The sequence below is a fragment of the Thermoprotei archaeon genome (genome assembly GCA_038881895.1).
Lineage (GTDB): Archaea > Thermoproteota > Thermoprotei > Gearchaeales > WAQG01 > JAVZOV01.
Window position 1 is genome coordinate 533,096 of sequence record JAVZOV010000001.1, and the last position, 19,320, is coordinate 552,415.

17 protein-coding genes are annotated in these 19,320 nt (G+C 35.5%); 5 read left to right on the forward strand and 12 right to left on the reverse strand.

The window, feature by feature from the left end; all coding sequences use genetic code 11:
* Positions 1 to 7: 7 nt before the first annotated feature.
* From QW128_02720 to QW128_02730, 3 genes are all read right to left on the reverse strand, one after another.
* Positions 8 to 1,195 (reverse strand): saccharopine dehydrogenase NADP-binding domain-containing protein, encoded by a 1,188-nt coding sequence (locus QW128_02720; GenBank protein MEM3832497.1) that lies wholly within the window; start codon positions 1,193 to 1,195, stop codon positions 8 to 10.
* Between the two features lie 74 nt (positions 1,196 to 1,269).
* A complete protein-coding gene (locus tag QW128_02725; protein ID MEM3832498.1) occupies positions 1,270 to 2,604 on the reverse strand; it encodes an MFS transporter in 1,335 nt (444 codons plus the stop codon).
* A gap of 143 nt (positions 2,605 to 2,747) precedes the next feature.
* Positions 2,748 to 3,092 (reverse strand): hypothetical protein, encoded by a 345-nt coding sequence (locus tag QW128_02730; protein MEM3832499.1) that lies wholly within the window; start codon positions 3,090 to 3,092, stop codon positions 2,748 to 2,750.
* A 255-nt stretch (positions 3,093 to 3,347) separates the two neighbouring features.
* Here QW128_02730 and QW128_02735 point away from each other — a divergent pair, with 255 nt between their 5' ends.
* The gene (locus tag QW128_02735; GenBank protein MEM3832500.1) at positions 3,348 to 3,674 is read left to right on the forward strand and encodes a hypothetical protein; all 327 of its coding nucleotides are present in this window, start codon (positions 3,348 to 3,350) and stop codon (positions 3,672 to 3,674) included.
* 248 nt (positions 3,675 to 3,922) lie between these two features.
* Here QW128_02735 and QW128_02740 read toward each other — a convergent pair whose 3' ends face one another.
* The gene (locus tag QW128_02740) at positions 3,923 to 5,071 is read right to left on the reverse strand and encodes a pyridoxal phosphate-dependent aminotransferase (protein ID MEM3832501.1); all 1,149 of its coding nucleotides are present in this window, start codon (positions 5,069 to 5,071) and stop codon (positions 3,923 to 3,925) included.
* Positions 5,072 to 5,467: 396 nt separating this feature from the next.
* Here QW128_02740 and QW128_02745 point away from each other — a divergent pair, with 396 nt between their 5' ends.
* Entirely contained in the window at positions 5,468 to 6,196 is a 729-nt protein-coding gene (locus QW128_02745; GenBank protein ID MEM3832502.1) for an amino acid racemase, read from the forward strand.
* A gap of 15 nt (positions 6,197 to 6,211) precedes the next feature.
* Here the strand turns inward: QW128_02745 and QW128_02750 are convergent, their stop codons facing one another.
* The 4 genes from QW128_02750 to QW128_02765 all read right to left on the reverse strand — a co-directional run bounded on the left by QW128_02750 (position 6,212) and on the right by QW128_02765 (position 10,544).
* Positions 6,212 to 7,414: a hypothetical protein gene (locus QW128_02750; protein MEM3832503.1), complete on the reverse strand. Its 1,203-nt coding sequence runs from the start codon at positions 7,412 to 7,414 to the stop codon at positions 6,212 to 6,214.
* Positions 7,415 to 7,521: 107 nt separating this feature from the next.
* Positions 7,522 to 7,644 carry a hypothetical protein gene (locus tag QW128_02755; protein ID MEM3832504.1) on the reverse strand — a complete coding sequence of 41 codons (123 nt, stop codon included), beginning with the start codon at positions 7,642 to 7,644 and terminating at the stop codon, positions 7,522 to 7,524.
* 138 nt (positions 7,645 to 7,782) lie between these two features.
* The gene (locus QW128_02760) at positions 7,783 to 8,718 is read right to left on the reverse strand and encodes a queuosine salvage family protein (GenBank protein MEM3832505.1); all 936 of its coding nucleotides are present in this window, start codon (positions 8,716 to 8,718) and stop codon (positions 7,783 to 7,785) included.
* Positions 8,719 to 8,744: 26 nt separating this feature from the next.
* Complete coding sequence (locus tag QW128_02765; protein ID MEM3832506.1) at positions 8,745 to 10,544, reverse strand: S9 family peptidase; 1,800 nt, start codon at positions 10,542 to 10,544, stop codon at positions 8,745 to 8,747.
* Positions 10,545 to 10,812: 268 nt separating this feature from the next.
* Here QW128_02765 and merA point away from each other — a divergent pair, with 268 nt between their 5' ends.
* A complete protein-coding gene (merA, locus tag QW128_02770; GenBank protein MEM3832507.1) occupies positions 10,813 to 12,219 on the forward strand; it encodes a mercury(II) reductase in 1,407 nt (468 codons plus the stop codon).
* A 193-nt stretch (positions 12,220 to 12,412) separates the two neighbouring features.
* Here merA and QW128_02775 read toward each other — a convergent pair whose 3' ends face one another.
* Together QW128_02775 and QW128_02780 are read right to left on the reverse strand one after the other, a co-directional pair.
* Complete coding sequence (locus tag QW128_02775) at positions 12,413 to 13,990, reverse strand: cbb3-type cytochrome c oxidase subunit I (GenBank protein MEM3832508.1); 1,578 nt, start codon at positions 13,988 to 13,990, stop codon at positions 12,413 to 12,415.
* Positions 13,990 to 14,544 carry a hypothetical protein gene (locus tag QW128_02780; GenBank protein MEM3832509.1) on the reverse strand — a complete coding sequence of 185 codons (555 nt, stop codon included), beginning with the start codon at positions 14,542 to 14,544 and terminating at the stop codon, positions 13,990 to 13,992. Before QW128_02780 ends, QW128_02775 begins: the two co-directional genes overlap by 1 nt.
* 99 nt (positions 14,545 to 14,643) lie before the next feature.
* Here QW128_02780 and QW128_02785 point away from each other — a divergent pair, with 99 nt between their 5' ends.
* Both QW128_02785 and QW128_02790 read left to right on the forward strand, forming a co-directional pair.
* A complete protein-coding gene (locus QW128_02785) occupies positions 14,644 to 15,342 on the forward strand; it encodes a helix-turn-helix domain-containing protein (protein MEM3832510.1) in 699 nt (232 codons plus the stop codon).
* A 287-nt stretch (positions 15,343 to 15,629) separates the two neighbouring features.
* Positions 15,630 to 17,408: an AMP-binding protein gene (locus QW128_02790; protein ID MEM3832511.1), complete on the forward strand. Its 1,779-nt coding sequence runs from the start codon at positions 15,630 to 15,632 to the stop codon at positions 17,406 to 17,408.
* Here QW128_02790 and QW128_02795 read toward each other — a convergent pair.
* Positions 17,405 to 17,734, reverse strand: a complete 330-nt coding sequence (locus QW128_02795; GenBank protein ID MEM3832512.1) for a hypothetical protein — start codon at positions 17,732 to 17,734, stop codon at positions 17,405 to 17,407. The two genes, QW128_02790 and QW128_02795, sit on opposite strands and share 4 nt — an antisense overlap.
* Before the next feature lie 423 nt (positions 17,735 to 18,157).
* Positions 18,158 to 19,027, reverse strand: coding sequence for an EamA family transporter (locus QW128_02800; protein ID MEM3832513.1), 870 nt, complete (start codon positions 19,025 to 19,027; stop codon positions 18,158 to 18,160).
* Between the last annotated feature and the right edge of the window lie 293 nt (positions 19,028 to 19,320).

The following is a 19,320-nucleotide window of genomic DNA, read 5'->3' on the forward strand; positions in this document are numbered from 1 at the left end:
CAAAATTCTATAGAGTCCCATACTGCACTTCTGAATACTCAATAGTAAACACTTTCTTTATTCCGTTAAGAAGTTTACTAACATCAACGACTCCTGCCTCAGGAGGATACACACCACTCTTAAACCCTTGAGAAGAAGCAAGCTCCAATGCAGCAAGAGCAGCAGGTAAAGCAGTAGCCTGACTGGCCTCTCTACAGGCAACACCATACTTAATTATATGTGCACTACCATTCTTAATGCCCTTTACCATAACGCCTAAGCCCACACCAGTTAAGGCATATTCACCAAGCCTCTCATAGAGCGATGAAATCGTCCTCTCTATTTCCTCTGGCGGTGTGAGTTCAGGTAATGCTAAAGTTATAGCTATGGCAACATCACGAGCAACATAAGCCTGCTCTTTAATACTCATCATCTTCAAACTTGTAAGCCCTAACATGGAAAAAGCTTTAGCAATATCATTAAGATCAGACGGCCAAACACCACCCTTATTATATACACTCCTAACTTTAATATAATGCGGAATTGTAATCGGCTCAGGATGACCAGCATGCGCAACCTCCCATACACCTATAGGCTGCGGGAATTCATAACGTTCAGGCTCAGAAAGAGCCTTTATATCAACCCAAGCCCCATCCTTATATGTTTTAATCATACCAGTTATAGCATGAAAATAATGATCTATGATCGCAGGTCCCATCGTTGGATCTATAGCAGTCCAAACCCAATAAGTTCCAATCTCATGCACTTCATCAAATTTTTCAGAACCATACTTAGCAAGAAGATTAGTAATACCAGGTGTAGCACCCAGACCAATAATAGCTGTAACATTTCTTTTTTGAGCCTCTTCGTGTAATTTAAGAGCCTCAAGAGTAGCATCATAATCATCATTAATATCAACAAAATTAACACCAGCACGTATGGCTGCCCTTAGAATAGGTACTCCAAATCTGTAAAAAGGCCCGATAGCATTAATCGCAGCATCATAACCCTTTAACATACTGACAACTAAATCCTCAACAGACGCATCAACATCAACAACGTTAATGCTCCCACCAACATCCTTAGCAACATCATTAGCCTTCTCAACATTCTTATCAGCAATAGTTATCTCAACACTAGAGTTAAGTTCACGAAGCTCCTTAACAATCCTCGAACCTATGTGACCGGCTCCACCTAAAACAATTATTTTAGACATAAGAAAAAATAGCATTAAGTATTTATAAATATTCCGATCGTGCATCCTATCATTTCTAACAATTTTTTATCGAATTATTTTTGCATCAGTTTAGTTTTTTTCCTTTTATGCAGTTCTTCTAACTCCAACTTAATTCGTTGCAAATACTGGCCATCTAACGGATATTCTTTTACAAAAATTAAAGACAAAAACAATATTACAAAGGGTATTATAGACATTAACGCTCTTATTCCAAATTCTACAATTCCAGGTTGCGGTATTATGTCAGGAATGTATCCTGTGATGGACAAAACAAAACCAATGATTATTGCTTGAAGAACTATCGATATCCTAATAAAGAAAGCATTAATTCCAAAATACATACCTTCCCTTCTGACACCAGTCTTCACTTCGTCCTCATCTATTACATCAGAAATAACTACATCCGGAAGTAATAATGATCCAGAAAGCCCCGCACCAATTAATACCGCCACGACGATACCACTAACAAAATCAAAAGCAAAAAGAGCCGGTAACAACATAATACCAAAATAACCAATGGATAACATGTAAGCTCTTTTTGCTCCATATTTTACTGTTATTTTACGCCAAACATACAACATTGGTATGGCAGATAGAAATGCAGTTAGAAAGAATAGTGATGTTTCAAAAGCTCCAACTTTAAGCACATACTTTGTATAAAAAGGTGCTGTCGCGGCCAAGAGCAAATATGCAAGTTCTATTCCCACGTTACCAGAAATATAAGTCATAAAGGACTTATTATGAAAAGTTGCAATTAAAGCATCTTTTATATTAAGCGGTTTATCAAACTTAAACTCCTCTTTTTCATAAACTCCAAACAATGAAATATACATAGTTATAGCAGTAATCACAGCGATAAATACGCCCATCCATACCCAACCCAAAGTACTATAAATCAGTGGTGGCGCAGCAATTCCGAATATTAATCCAACAACTCCAAATAACTGTCTATAAGCTGATACCTCAGCACGCTCACTCAACTCAGAAAACATTTCAGGAAACAAGCTAGTCCAATTCAGGATCACAAAAGTATACACAGTGTCAAAAAGATTGATAACAAAAGTATAATACATAAAAAGCAGTATCATATCTCTACTAGCAGGCGGAGTCCAAATAATTATAAACGACAAAGCCATCGGTATAAATCCAAACAAAATGTAAGGTTTTCTTCTACCCCACCTTGTCCTATACCTATCAGATAAATACCCTGCCAAAGGATCATTTACCGCATTCCAAACACCATACACCATCATCCCAATACTGGCAAGAGCAACAACAAGCCTCACCACATCAACATAGAAAAAATAAAAGTATGTAGAAAACGCTTGATAAGAAATAGCAGAACCCAAAGCACCTAAACTATACGCAATTTTGTATAACCTCTTCATTATATTCAAGAAAATAACTTCATCACAACAATATAAAGCTTATCCCTACACATGAAAGAAAAACTACACGAAAGAGCGGCAGCGCTACACTATTTAAATTTTAAAAATACACACTGAATGTTAGTTTTAAACACTCCGATTTTTCAAATACTTTGCATCTTAATTAAGAATTTACTCTGCTTCCCGCTTGCATCCTGCTTGCATCTATACTCTACAGTATAGTTGAGTATAGTTGAAGTATAATCCACGGCATAGTGCAGATCCGCGGCAAGCATGCCTTCATCGCCATAAATATCCCTTAAGAGAGAGCGAACAACGTTCATAGCAAACACCCTATCATCGTCATGCTTCAGACCATAGAGGTTCTGTAAACCGCGCTCACTAAACCACTTGTCCGGATCATCAATCAAGAGGTTTGCATCCCTTAATGCAGACATATTTATGCCCATAAGAGCACCAATCTCTTCATGATACCTATGACTCGGCATTAAAACAACCCTCAACAATAATTAGAAATTACTTATCCATTTTAATTTTGCTGCGCGCGGGTTCTGTTAACTTTTAGGGACTTGGATGGTTAAGCTCCTTTCCTGTTAACTGCAATTAACATAAGGATAGCACATTATGATGATGTTTCTTCTGCTTTTATGCGTAAGTGCTAACACTTCGCTTTTCATGGTTCGGCTTATTTACAGACTTATAAAGGCAAAGGTTAATAAGTGTTTCCATAAATTATTAAGTGAGTGTCGTTTGTGCTCACCGAGTTGAAGGAGAAGTATAGGAAGGAGAGGGGTGAGGTCGAAGCTAAGCGTGGTGAGAGGATGATAGAGCTCAGGGTCGCCTTCTTCACAAATGAGATAGCCAGCGAAAAGGGGAAGGTTGTCCCAAGGGTGTGCTGGAGCGTTGGAACCGTGCACCTATTAGCCAATGCAAGTCACGGGTTGAAGTCCTCTAAATCATACTTCTTCAACGAGCTGAGTGAGCTCTTCCCAACTATAGAGAAGCTATTAGCCGAAAATGGGGTCAAGGTCTTACACTACCGCGGTAGGACCAGGAGCTTGCACCATTGAGGTTTTAATTGAAGAAAAAGACAAGTGCAAAAGCCCCTCGCATTATCCACCATTTTTTATTTGACAGGGGCCGTTAATAGTAAAGCCGTTTAAGCTTAGATTTATCATGAGCTTAAATTGAATGAGCTTTAGATGTACCCTCGCTGCTGTTCCATACACAGAATACCTCTAGAAGCACATAGATAGCATACCTTTTTTCCTTTTTTATGCAAGTTTAAGGTTTGAATTTCCCATTTTAATACAGAATTTCATAAATTGTTTTCCACTTCATCAAAGAATTCTTTAATCCTGCGCGCACCCTCTTTTACATTTTTCATAGAAGTAGCAAATGAAATTCTGAAATGATATTCCCCGTTTTTACCGAATGCAGATCCAGGAACAATAAGAACTTTCTTTTTCTTAAGCATCATACTTGCTATACTTTGGGAATCCATATCAACTTCATACCTAGGAAACAGATAAAAAGTACCTGCAGGCTTAATTATTTTTAAATTTCTTACACCACTGAGCTCACTCAAGAGAAAATCTCTTCTCTCTTTATACTCCTTTACATATTTGGAATAAACTTCAGCACCTAATTCTAATGCCTTAATAGCGGCTCTCTGAATAAAGACAGGAAGGCACGTTAAAGTATGTTGAACAAATTTCTCCATCCTCTTTATTAAATCCTCAGACGCTACAGCATAACCAATTCTCCAACCAGTCATAGCAAAAGCTTTAGAAAAACCGTTCACAAGTATAACACGGTTCAGATCGTAAGACGCTGGAGAAACATGTTCGCCCTCATATATTAACTTCTCATAAATCTCATCACTAATTATGTGCAAACCATGATCCTTAGCAATATCAACTAATGCCTTGACACTATCCTTAGAAAAAACAGCACCTGTAGGATTATTAGGAGTGTTAACGATAATGACCTTGCTTCTTGAAGATATCTTCGATTTCAAATCCTCAATATCTAATGAAAAATCATCACGAAAATTAAAAAAGACAACTCTTCCACCGACAAGTTTCACTTGAGCCTCATAGCTAACCCAATAAGGATCATGAATTAAAACCTCATCGCCCCTATCCACAACGCTCATTAAAGCAGCATATATGGCAAATTTCGCAGGCAAAACGATCACGTTCTCAGGACCAACAGAGATATTATTCTCTTCACGAATCTTCCTAGCAATACATTCCCTCAACTCATACAAACCTAACGAACTAGTGTAATGAGTCTCACCCCTCAACATAGATTCATAAGCTTTATCAACGATCCTTTTGTCAGTATCAAAATCAGGTTCACCAGCAGCAAAAGAAATAACATCCTCACCCTTTCGCTTCAACTCCAAAGCCAAGTTATTTAAACTAACAGTGGCTGCAGGCTCAATACCATCCAAAATGCTCATAAAAAATCAGGTGCAAACAATTATTTATATTTAACCAAATCATTAACAATACCACATTCATTTAAATCTGGTCACCTTCCTGCACTTATAGTGAAGAATTCTCTTCAAGAGTTCTTGGTGTATTGCCCTATCAGGAGTATTTCCCAGTCTTGGTTCCTCTCAGGGATGATGAACTTAGGAACACGTACAGCTAGCTTATGTCGTTTAAGAAGACAATATTTCCCATGAAAATCTAAACCAAACATAGTAAGCTTTAACCTATCCTTAAAAGATGAGACCTACTGTTGTCATGATAGTTTTACTCTAACTCCACGCTAAGATGTATCCACTAAATCTCATTGGTTCGCTCCTAAGCAGAACAGATAATCATAAATATTGCTAGGATATTAAAAAAATATGAACAAAAGAATATTAGGAGTATTAGGAGGAATGGGACCAGAGGCATCAGCGTACTTCTATACACTCATAACAAAACTTACAAAAGCTAAAAAAGATCAAGATCATATAAGCATGATAATATACAGCGAACCAACAATACCAGACAGAACAAAAGCATTCCTAAACAAAGGACCGTCACCGGTCCCAGCAATGATAAAAGCAATAAAATTCTTAGAACAAAACGGAGCACACATAATAGCAATACCATGCAACAGTGCGCACTACTGGATTAATGAACTAAAGAATAACACAAACGCACGAATAATAGACATGATAGAAGAATTCTCAAAAGACGTAAAACAACTCAACTACAAAAAGCTTGGACTAATAGCAACCACAACAATAGTACAATCAAAACTATATGAAAAATACCTACAACAATACAACATACAAATAATACTACCACAAAACCAAGAACAAATCATGCAAGCAATCTATCAAATAAAAGCAGGAAAAATAAAGAGAGCAAGAAAAACACTCAAAAAAGCAGCAAAAGAACTAGAACAAAAAGGAACACAAGCAATCATAGCAGGATGCACAGAAATACCACTGGCACTAAAACCAAAAGACACAAAAATACCACTATTAGACCCAATGATAAGCCTAGCCAAAAAATCCATCATAGAAACAAAAGGACCACAAGCACTAAACCAAGAAACATATAAAAAACTATGGCCAACAAAATAAATAAAAAATAAAAAATTATGAAACAATAGAATCCTCAGTCTTCTCTTTCTCTAAAGACTTTTGCAAATTCAACAGATACTCCTCTTGATCCCATCTCCAAGTGCCAGTTCTAGTGTCATATTTTCTATAAGGCAATGTTTCATTCCTTCCCGTCCTAAGATCTAACCAAATATATCTGTATGTTGTAATGATTCCCTCTTCAATCATGGCATCGAGTATATTAAAGAAGTCGTTAGTTTCAACATGAGGTAAGTAAATGTTAAACATTAGAGTGTTTCCGCCTAAAATCCTACTAACTCTTCTTATGAATACTCCATTCAATGTATTTGTAAATTTAAATAACCATTCCTGATCCTTAAATGTGATGAACATTACCATATAGTCGATAACTGTTTTTCCATTGACTAAATATGGATAGGGAATTAATATTATTCTAAGGCTATTTATAAGTCCTCTTTTGATTACATGATTTATATAGTGATAATAGACTGCTTGAAAAGTTACATCTTTTAGTGATTTTTGTATGATACGCAGATCCGCAAATACATTAATCTCTAAATTTTTGAGTATTCTTAAATCAATTTTATCTAGGCTCTGTGCGTCTACATTGGAGCGTATTAATCGTTCATCTGGGATTGGAGTAGCATTACGGATATTATCCAAAAATTCATACCAATTAAAACTCAACGTTTTTGCTCGAAGATCGAAATTCTTGAAATTTAAAGGGGGATCATATACTACCGTAGTCGGGTAAATTTCATAACCACTAATCAGGTTTAATTGTAATGCTGTTTCTAAAAATTCCGTGAAATCCTTTTCATGTTTATCGGGTATTACATATTTAACATAAAAACATGGTTTATCAGTTCGCCCCTTAGCTGAGTAGATCCAGTAATCTTTATTAGCTAGTAAAATCCTTTCAGCGTTTTTATTACTGGTATGATACAGAATAACATCATAGGGTCTAAGTCCAAGTGCTATTGTATTGATTATTGTTCTTAAAGATAGTAGATTTTTCTCCTTTAATTTAGCTACTATATTATATACTGTAGAATTTGGCAAATTTAGCGTTTTTGCTATTTTTGATAAATTTGTTGTATTTTTAATCGACATTGTTTCAAGAATTTTTGCTGCTCGCTCGTTAAGATTTTCAATTATTCCATAATATTTGTTAATCCAATCTCTATAAATATTTGTAACTTCATATGTATTCTGCATGATTATCAAAATAATATTATATTTAAAGGAATAAAAACTTATCCTAACACTCCGCCTAATTTTATATTTAAAAGTGATAAAAAATAATATATGATAAAAATATTGGCCTAAAGTGGATCATCTATTGGTGTTTCACCTAAAACTGTGATCGCGGTTGCTAATAGTATTACTGCTATAGTTAATAGTTGATATTTGTGTGTCTTTATTAAGAGATTAACCTTGTCTAACATTTTGTATCATTATGTATTTAGTTTTACATATTTTTAAACTTTTCCATTTTTGTATCATGAATTGATGAGGGATAGTTTAGAATTATTCAAAATTTTGATGGTGCGTTTTATGATAGTCAATTTTTGTTTGATGACACTTTAATAGTACCATGTGTTTATATATTTGTGTTCTTGTAGTATTTGTTTTTCTGGGTTTTTGTATGCTCGGCATGTGCTTTGTAGTTGGCATGCGTTGCATTTTGGGTTTTGGTGTGTGCATATGTTTTTTCCGTGTGCCCAGAGGTAGTCGTCTAGTCTGTCCGGTGGTTGGTTTGAGAGTTCTGAGAGTTTTTTGTATGCTCTTCTTGTTTGTAGTCTTATTATGATGTCTTCTTCGTATGTTGCTTCTCTTTGGTTTATGAAGATTGTTGGATCTTCCGTTTCTATTATTCCTGTTCTTATTGCTATTCTTGTTAGGTGGTTGTCTATTGGTAGTTGCATGTTTTGTGGGTCTGTTGGTTTGAAGAGGTTTCTTCTTATGAGGAATTTTGCTAATAAGTATGATTTCTTTTCTACTGGGTCTTGGTATGCTTTGAATATTTTTAGTTCGTTTATTAATCCTTTTTTGTTTTTGAGTTTTTGGTTTGTTTGTTGTATTAGGTTTTCTACTTTTCCGTCGTAGATTTTTATTAGTTTCCATCCTACGTCTCTTAGTAGCTGTGCTCTTACTTCTGGGTCTCTGATTGTTCCCGTGTCTGAGGTTAGCCATTTTTTTATGTTTGTTTCTGTTATGTTTGCTAGGTTTTCTGGTGCAAAGAAGTCTTTGTTTTTGTCGTACATTGTTTTTCCGAGTTTGTATAGCAGGTTTGCGCCTGAGTATTCTCTGTTTCCTATCTTTGAGGCAAATGTTGTTTGTCCTGGTATTTGCGTTCTATGGTCTATTGCTACCATTGTCAGGAAGTATCTTAAAATGTTTTCTGTGTTGTCGTTGGCTGATGGATATAGTTCAGGATCTGTGAGGGGGTCTGTTTGTATTTTTATTTGTTTGAATGCTTCTGCTAGTTCTTCTATCTGTTTCCATACTATTCTGATCATTGGTGTTTATATTGTTTTTAGGATATTTAAGTGTTTAAGTTGTTAAGGTGTTTTTTGAGGAATTCTATAATGTGTATTGTTTGTTTTGTTATGTTTTCTACTTTTTGTGGTCCATGTCCTTCCTCTGGTATTATGTGTAGTTCGAAGGTTTTGTTTGATTCCAGCAGTTTCATTGCGTATTTGAGTATTGGTTTTAATGGGACACGTGAGTCGTTTGCTCTGTGCCATATTAGTAAGGGTGTTTTTAGGTTTTCAACAAAGTTTGTTGCTGATCTGTCTTTGTATAGTTCTGTTTTCTGTTCTGGTTTTCCTGCCATGAGTTTTTCTATGAAGTTTCTGAAAATTGAATCTGAGAGTTCGTACATTTCTAGCCAGTCTACTATTCCCACAGCTGCTGCGGCTGCTTTCCATAGTTCTGGTGCTTTTACTGTAGCTATATATGTCATGAATCCTCCATAGCTAGCTCCTGTGATAGCAATTTTGTTTGCGTCTGCTAGCCCTATGTTTACTGCGTATGTTCTTGCATGTATTATGTCCTGTAAGTCTCCTCCTCCTGGATCTCCTATGTCTAGGTATTGGAATTCTGGTCCATATCCTGTTGATCCTCTAAAGTTTGGTGCTATTACATGTAGTCCTGAGATCGCTAGGGCTTGCATTGAAGGATTCCATTCGTTTGATACTTCCCACCATGGTCCTCCGTGAACCCATATTACTGTTGGTCCCGGTTTCTTAGTGTTTTTCGATTCTATAATGTATGCTGGTATTTCTAGGCCATCATATGATTTGTATTTTGTGAATATTGGTTCATTTAGTTCGTTTATTAATTCTTGTGGCACTTTTGGTTTTATTATTATTTCCATTTTCCCGTTTTCTATTGTGATTCTGTAGATTGATCTTGGCGATGAAAGTGATGAGTGCGCGATGTAAAGGTGCCTATTATCTTTAGTTATTTTTGAATTTGATATAAATCCTCTTGGTGTATTAAGTTTTGTTACTGTTCCATTGTCAAGGTTTTCAATGTATATATTTGTTTCTCCGTTTCTTTTTGCAATGTAGTACACTGCGTTTTTATTACGGAACCATTCATAGTTTATGAAATCTAATCCGTATTCCTTTGCTTTTAAATATCGTATCTCATTATTTTTTATATCATATATTGCTAAATTGTATACTTTTAAGTTTTCTGCATTTGTTGTGAAAAGGACCTCTTGACCATCTGGGCTAATGATGGGTGTTAAATTTTCTGAGCCGTCTTTTGGTGTATAGAGTAGTACTCTATCTTTAATCGTATCGTAAAGAATTAGGTATGAGACCTTTGGTTCATCGACGGACCAACTGTACCCTGTTATTAGGTTTTTGTTCCAATCTGTTATGAACATGCCTGCGCTTCTCTCATATATTATTTCATAGTCTCCATTAGGCTTCATTAAAAAGAGCTTATTAGATTCTTGATCTGCACCAGTGAGCACTATCATGTTTGCGTCTGGAGAGATTTTGAGTGTTAAGATTCTTGTTGGTGGTAAATTGCTTATTTTCTTTTCGGAACCTTTTATTGCATCTGTTATGAATACTTGATGCTTTTCATTTCCACCTCTATCTCTTGCAAAGATTACTAACTCGCTGTCTTCATGAACATCAACACTAGTAACTCTGTCTTCACCATAGGAGATTTGTCTCTTTACCATGGTTGAAAGATCTAAGCTCCATAACTGATATGATCCAGTCTCATTTGAGAGATAGACAAGATGTTTATCTTTGTTTGCTAAACCTGCAAGATAAATGTCTGGAATTTTAAAGAGCTCTTCAACTTTATTTTTCCAACCCATCGCCACTCAAAACAGTTAACTATGACAGACTTATATATGTTTAAACTCTATATAATTTTCCTCAAAAGATAAACACATGTTTCTATTTGACTTAAAATATCCGAACAAGATTGCTATCTTTAATGTGACAAATATCAATCAATATTAAATACAGAAAACTAATCACATAGATTCCTCTGATTTTCTTAATAAATTGTTTAAATTGTTATCGTACTTTTGTATATGAAGAATAGGTTTAAATATGATATGTTGTATTTTGATATGATAGGTGATATATGTGGAGACATTCGATCTTGTGATAATCGGCGGTGGTTCAGCAGCTTTTGCCGCAGCGATTAAGGCATCGGAGTTTGATGCGAGCGTAGCGATGATTGAACGAAGCACTATTGGTGGAACCTGTGTGAACGTCGGATGCGTGCCCAGCAAGCGCATGTTGAGGGTAGGAGAAGTCTATTACTATAGTGACTATAATTACAGTGGAATAGCTCTTGAACAAGGTGCACTAAATTTTGAAGCAATAGTAAGACAAAAAGATGACATCGTTCTCGATCTTAGAGCCACGAAGTATTCTGATGTGCTTAAGAGTCTGTCTAACGCCACTCTCATTAAGGGATCAGCAAAATTCGTTTCAAAGGATCATATAGATGTGAATGGTCAAATAATTCGAGGGAAGAAATTCATAGTTGCTACAGGTTCTTCACCAAGGATATTATCCATAGAGGGGATAAACAAGGTCGACTATCTCACGAATGTCGAAGCGCTCAGTCTTAGAGAGCTGCCCAAGTCAATGCTAATAATTGGTGGAAGAGCGCTGGCTTTAGAATTTGCTCAAATGTACGCTCACTTTGGAACTAACGTTACAGTTCTCCAAAGAAGTCCAAGAATAATACCTAATGAGGAGCCGGAGATATCTGAGGCACTTAGAACATATCTCGAAGATGAGGGAATAGAAATCCATACTGGTGTTACCATCAAGAGAGTTCAGCAACGAAACGGGTCTAAGATCGTCATTGCTCAGATAGAGGGGAAAGAAAGGGATTTTGAAGCTGAGCAGCTCTTGATAGCCACTGGTAGGATCCCAAACACCTCTAACTTGGGGTTAGAGAGGGTAGGAGTAAAATTAAGAGAGGATGGAGCAATACTTGTAAATGATGAAATGAGGACAACAGCTCCAAACATTTGGGCTGCAGGAGATGTAACAGGACAACCGATGCTCGAACCGGTCGCTGCAAAGGAGGGGGCAATAGCAGCTGAAAACGCTCTATCTAATGCTGGAAGAAAGATGGATTTCTCAGCTGTGCCCCATGCTATATTCACTACTCCTCAAGTTGCTAGCGTGGGTATGACAGAGGCCCAGGTAGTAGCACAAGGATACATATGCAATTGTAGAGTTCTTGATATGTCCCTTGTTCCTAAGGCGAAGATTATCGGTGATACGCGTGGTTTAATAAAGATGGTTACAGATTACAAAACAGGACGTATACTTGGTGTTCACATACTATCATATGCAGCCGCTGAGATAATTCATGAAGCCGTCTTAGCAGTGAAATTTAAGCTTACGATAGATGACATTATCGATACGGTCCATATCTTTCCCACAATGGCAGAGTCTATTAAACTGGCTGCTCTATCATTCAAGAAAGACATATCAAAAGTGAGCTGCTGTGTAGAGTGAATAAGAACCGCGTTGTAAGACAGTTAACTTCTATTACCATCTGTTCAGTCCTGCCTTAAAGGTTTCATAGGTGGCTTTTAGGAGCAATAGTAAAAACACTCCCATTAAGAGCTCCATAATTGATGCAAAGAGTTTTACAAAAACTTAGATAATGAATGATTTTATTAAACATGTAAAAAGTTAAAAAATTTAATTATTGTTTCAGTGGTATGAATATTCCTACCAGTGTTTTTAATCCATAGGTTTTTATTATGTTAATTATAAATACTAGATATCCTATGGCCATTATTATTGCAAATGCTGTTCCGATGTACATGTACGGTAAGTACATTGATGTTCCAAAGTATAAGTCTCTTCTTAGCATGCCTGCTGTTCCAGCTAATCCTACTGAGATTGCCATACCAACGCTTCCAATCATCCAAAGCCAGAAGTGAAGGTTACTAAGTTTTTCACTTATTAATCCTCTGCCTGTCAACATTGGTAGAAGCGTATAAATGACTGCAAATATTAAGCTACTTAATCCTGCTAGGAGCATCATATGAATGTGTATTCCAGCTATCCATTGTGTATTGTGTATTATCACGTTCAACCCGTAGTTTGCTTGTACAAGCCCTGCGAATCCTCCAAGTGCAAACCCAAAGATTGCTCCTAACATGAATTTTAATGACATGCTTGATTTTATGGGACGCCCGAACCATAATGTTATTAATGCTGTGAAGAAACTGAGCCCCATTGTAAAGAATTCGCCCCATGTGATGAACTGTCCTGAAACTAATCTTAGCATCGCAGGTTGTGGTCTGTCAGAGAGTAGGTGATGACTCCATACTCCCATTGATACTATTAAATCTGCGAGTATTACATAGCGTACTACTCTTTCACCGTAAAGTGCTCGATTTGCCAATAATGGTGCTAATAAATATAATGTTCCTGCAGTCCAGATTAAAACATCACCATCAGCTATCATATCTAATCCCCACCAGTACCAATTTTTATAAATAAGTGGATCAACAAATTGTGGATTTAAATATGTTCCCATAATAGCTGAAATACTGTAAATAAGGATTATTAATCCGGCTACTATTAGTACTATTGAATTTATTACTGCATCTATTGAACCCCTCATGACAGATACTATGAAAACTGGAGGAGGTGGATCAGCTCCTGCACCATCCATGTTAGAAAGACGTTTCGTGTGTCTGATATGATTTAGAAGTCCAAGTAATGCATCGATCCCGAAAGCTGCGATGAGAAAGTTCCTAATAACTTTCTGTTCTCTTCTCTTGTGAGAAAATATTGTTGCGAAGATGTTAAATATGAAGAGCAGCACTGAAATCTCGATAAGCGCAACGCCTACAGAATAAGTTAATGCTCCTATTGGCTCAAACCTATTCCATGCTACAGGAAGCGGCCAGTAAAGTGTGTATAATGCTCCATAACGGAAGAAGAATCCGGCTGACCATGCTATTATTACTCCGGCAGTTTGCATCCATAATCCGATCATTGCTATCTTTTTACTGTAAAGTTCTTTATTGAGTAGTTTTGGTACCAAGTAATAAAATGCTCCCATTACAGCTAAGTATGCCCAACCGTAGATCCCAACTATAGGATGTGCTGTCATTACTGCAAAGTAATGATCATAAGATAAGAGTGGTATATTATCAAGCTCAACTCGCATCATCATTCCTTCTATGCCTGCTACTGCAAGAAAGAGTAATGCTATTATTTCATATCTAAGAGTGATTTTTTCTATTGGTAATGTTGATTGTGACATTATGGTACCACCTCTATTGCATTAGGGAGAACCATGTAAGGATGTTCTGGTCCTGAGTATTCGGTTGATCTTATTGTATAGTTTCCTGGTTCGTTAAAAATCCATATTATACTATTGTTATACCATGGAATGACTTGCATCTGAAAGACCATACTTCCATCATTTCGAAAAACTCCAAAACCATACGTTACGTCTTTAGACGTCACTATGAATTCTACAGGCTCATTGACTTTAATTGTCATAGGATTGCTAGGTAAGTAAAACGTATAATTGTTCATTGTTATGTAAAATATTTTTGTAGGTTTTGCTGATGCCCACGGCAGTAACCATTTTTGCCATGGTAATAATGTTAGTGTTATTATGTTAAAAATGAGAAACACAATTACTAAGAATACTAACCACTCTTTTTCCTCTTTTCCCATCCCACCATGCTCTCCTCCATTGAGACTTTTTTGTCTTGGTTTTGTAAGTTTTATTGCAAAGATCACGAAAAATGTTAATACGGCGAAGAAATAAGCTCCATAAGCTAGTTCTATGATTTGCTGAATATACATAGGATTTTCACCAAATTAATATATAACCCTCTTTGAATTTAAAAATTATACCGAATATATTCGGTTAAATATAAATAGTTGTTAACAAGTATATTTATTATGAAACATAAACTTTTAACGATAAATATAAAACCGGAGAAGGTTTCTCTAGCATATCAGTTAGAAAAATATGATACTAAAGCTAGGCTACTTGGTTGTAAGCTTGTTAGAGGTTATAAGGCTCTTCTTATGATAGAAATTATTCATGATGACAATTATAAAAAATTGATCTCCTCATTAAAGAATGCATTAGGTAAAAGAAATGTCATTGTAGTGAATGAAAATGATTCAAGATCGTTTTTAATAACTACATTGAAGCATCGTGCTATACATGATGCCGTCAGCAAGTCAAAAACTTTCTGTATAACTTGTCCTTTTATAACACCGTCAAGACCTGACGGTTATGTATCGTGGACTGTGTTAGTACCTTCATCAGAATCAGCAAAGAATTTTATTAAAATTCTTGAGCAAAGAAATGTTGAGGTAAAGAGTGTTAGCTCAAATAAGATAGCAGTTAACCCACTTACTGCAAGAGAATTTGAAATTTTAAGAACAGCTTATAATTTAGGATACTATGATTATCCAAGATTAATTAGTTTTAACGAATTAGCTAAAAAGTTAGGTATTGTCCCATCCACGCTTTCAGAAGAACTGCGGAAAGCTGAAAAAAAGGTTATAACAATCTATATGAGAAATCTCCTTAAACCTCTTTCAATTACCTCATTCCATGAAAATAGGTTTACAACCTCAGCATACTGAAAAAGCTTTCGAGAGATCAAGAACCATTCTTTAACGGTGTTACTATTATAAGATATGCTTCGTATTTTGTAATCAATTAATACTTCATCATACATGGTTTTTTGCTTTTTATATTCTTTTGATTACCTCAACGCACTAAAGGGCAAAATCTTCATACGTAAATACTTATCATACAAAAATGTATTCATGGTAGGATTTCATGAAGTCCATAACATTAATTTAAACATTTCTAACTATAGTTGGGTCGTCAAGAAAACTTTATATATTAAATATTCAATATACTTAGGGTGATAGTTTTGCAAAGTTATGGATTAAGTATTGTTTACAAAGAGTTTATAGATTTGATAAAAATACCGAATAATCAAGAGAAAGAAGCAAAAATGCGAGCATTCTTCACTAAATTAAACGATATGAAATTGCCTGATTATTTTAACTGGGAGTGGGAAATATTTGAGGGTATTCATGTAAGGGAATATGGACAAAGAGTAGGATTACATTGGGTCAACTTAGATACACAAGAGGAAAGAAAATATTCTTACAGTGATTTATCTAATGAAACTAATAAGCTCATTAATTATTTGAGGGGTAACGGATTAAGCAAAGGAGATTCTCTTTATATGATGATGCCTCTTATACCTGAATTATGGGTTACGTTCTTAGCTGTTATAAAGGCTGGATTTGTGGGTGTCCCAATAGCTACAACACTTACTTTGGCAGATTTAATCTACAGGTTTAATGCGTATCCACCAAAAGCTATAATAGCGGATGAACAATCAGTAAAATTAATAGATGAGAGCATAGAGAAGACTGGAATAAAACCTGTTGTTAAACTGGTTATTGGAGAAAAAAGTGGTTGGGAAAGTTATGAATCTATTAAAAGTGAATCAACTAGAGCGGAGCCTGCAATGACAAGAAATGATGATCCTATATTTTTATATTTTACGAGTGGAACAACAGGTATGCCAAAGAGAGTTATTCATACTGCAACTAGTTATCCTGTAGGGCATCTCAGTACTGCTATGATAATAAATGTTCAACCTGGGGGGGTTCATAATAATTTAAGTGCTCCGGGATGGGCTAAGTATGCATGGAGTTCTTTCTTTGCACCGTTCAATGTTGGGGCCACTGTAACAGGATTTTATTATTCAGGACGACTTGAACCTGATAAATATCTTCATGCCATAGAAGAGTTAAAAGTATCAACTTTTTGTGCTCCACCCACAGCTTGGAGAGCTTTCTTAAAAAGTGGTATGAAAAAATTTAATTTTGATTATCTTTATGATGCTGTCTCTGCAGGTGAACCCTTAGGAATTGGAGTTTATAAAAAAGTTTTAGAAGAAGCTAAATTAGAAGTAAGAGATTTTTATGGTCAAACTGAGACTACTGCAATGATAGGTAATCCTCCATGGTTTAGGGGTAATAAAATAAAGCCAGGCTCCATAGGTATACCAACTTTTATGTATAATATGATACTATTGGATGATAACGGGAATGAGATAACAAAGCCTGGAGAGATAGGTCATATAGCCGTTAAATTAACTCCCTGGAGACCATTAGGTTTACTCAAAAGTTACATGGAAAAAGAAAAGAACGAAGAAGTATTCAGAAATGAATATTATCTAACAGGTGATAAAGCGTTCTTTGATGAAGATGGATATTGGTGGTTTGTGGGTAGGAGTGATGATGTGATTAAGACTAGTGATTACAGAGTAGGACCAACAGAAATAGAGAGTGTACTTATCCAACATCCTGCTATAGCAGAAATTGCAGTAGTAGCCAGCCCGCATCCAGAAAGATACCAAATCGTTAAAGCATTCGTAGTCCTAAAACCTGGATACGAACCATCAAAAGAATTAGCACTGAACATATTTATGTATGCGAAGAAAACATTGCCATATTATAAAGTACCTAGAATAATAGAATTTGTTAATGACCTCCCTAAAACAATAAGCGGCAAAATTCTAAGACGAGAACTTCGAAAAATGGAGGAGGAGAAGAAATCCAAAGGTATTAAAGAAATTTACGAGTACTTTTATGATGAGTTCCCGGAACTTAAAAAAACCTAGTCTTTCTCCACATCATCTTGATATTTTACATAACCTAAGGATTTTGCTTTATAAAAATTTTCAAGAGCTTTTATAGGATTATCAGAATGTATAAGTATTATCTCAATATACTTTGTTCCGGCATTCCCTAAAAATTCTGCAATAAAAGACCCATCATTAATATAAGTCGCATTCAAAAATACTGACCTGATAGGTATCCCTAGATCCTTCACAGTATATTTTATTAAATTGAGTACAACATTTTTATCCCTATCCCACATACTCAATAGTGATGATAAGGTTACATCAAGCTGTAACATGACTCCAAATAAATACAGGTAAACCATTACCCTCACCATAATGTATTCAACCTAAATGTAAATAAACAAATCAATAAAAAAAGTAACAAAGATTAAGCAATTACACAATATTAAATAGTCATTAATGTATAAACATCCATTCATCATTCTTTATCACAATTCAATTGCTATTCTTTACAGCATAAAGCTAAAAACCCTTGTTCCCAGTCTATTTCAACATTTGAATATCCTATGGTAGAATCAGGAGCTATCTGCAAAGACCACATTATCAGCCTACTAATACCTCTAAGGAAGTATCATCAAGAGCTTACTAAACTAATCAACAATTTGCTCGGGACTAAAACTCTAGGATTTCTTATCGAGAACAGATAAACGACGTGACAAAGTAGATGAACGCATCTTTAGTATTAAAAATCTTTTAATCGTAATTTAAGTATTTTAATAAGGAGTTTATTGTTGTTCCCTATATAGCGTTGTGATTATAATACCTAGCACGACTATTATTCCTCCTATCACAGTTGATATCGTCGGTATTTCATTAAAGATAATTATAGCCAATACGCTAGCACCAACAGGTTCCCCTAGAATACTTACACTTACTATTGATGCTTTCAGGTATTTCAAGGCATAATTATAGGAATTGTGCCCAAGTCCTGATGGTATTAATGCTAATGCTAAAAATATTAGCATTTCATGCAATGACGAGACCATTACATTATTCATTAAAAATAATGCTATAATGAAAAGTGTTATAGATGCTATCCCATATACCGTAAACGTATATGACACCAAATCTACTTTTCTCCTTAGTTTTCTTCCCACTACTAGATAAATAGACAAGAAAAATGCACTTAATAGAGCTAATAAATCACCATAAAGATTATTCATATCTTTGATTGCTACTGAGCCGCTTATTATTATCACAGCTCCGATTAGAGAAATGATAATACCCAATAGTTCTCTGAGTTTGGTTTGTTCCTTAAACAGTACATAAGATATTATTACCACAAATATTGGTGAAGAATCTGTTAGAATTGTACTTGCTGCTATTGTTGTGTAAAATAGTGACATAGTCCATGCTCCAAAATGTGCGCCAAGCGCTACTCCTGATAATATTATCAAAATAAAGATTTCTTTTTTAGAAAGAATTTTAATGTTCTTTAAATTGTTAATACTCAATAAACCCATGAGAACACTCGCAAAAAGCATCCTATAAGCTGCTATAACCAACGCAGGTGAACTACTTAATCTTACAAAAATGCTTGCAGTAGATACAGCAATAATCCCTACGAACAGTGCTATCTTCGGATTTACACTCACGACTATAGAACTAAAAATAAAAATACAAAAACTCTTCGTTATTCTACTCTAAACTAATTTCTCACTTTCTTGAAAGAAACATGAGGAAATCACGCTTTTCATTAAATACACTAAACCTTAAGAATTGACACTCTCCACGGCTAAAGCCGGGAGATTCTTGCTTCCAAGGTTTTCATCGGCTCTGTTTTTCATTGCCCTTCTAGGCTCCCACATCATCCCATCCCACCTTAGAGGCGAGGGGTGTGCCACCACCCCGTTAACCTCGCCTCCGTGGAGGCGAGCTATGTTCAACA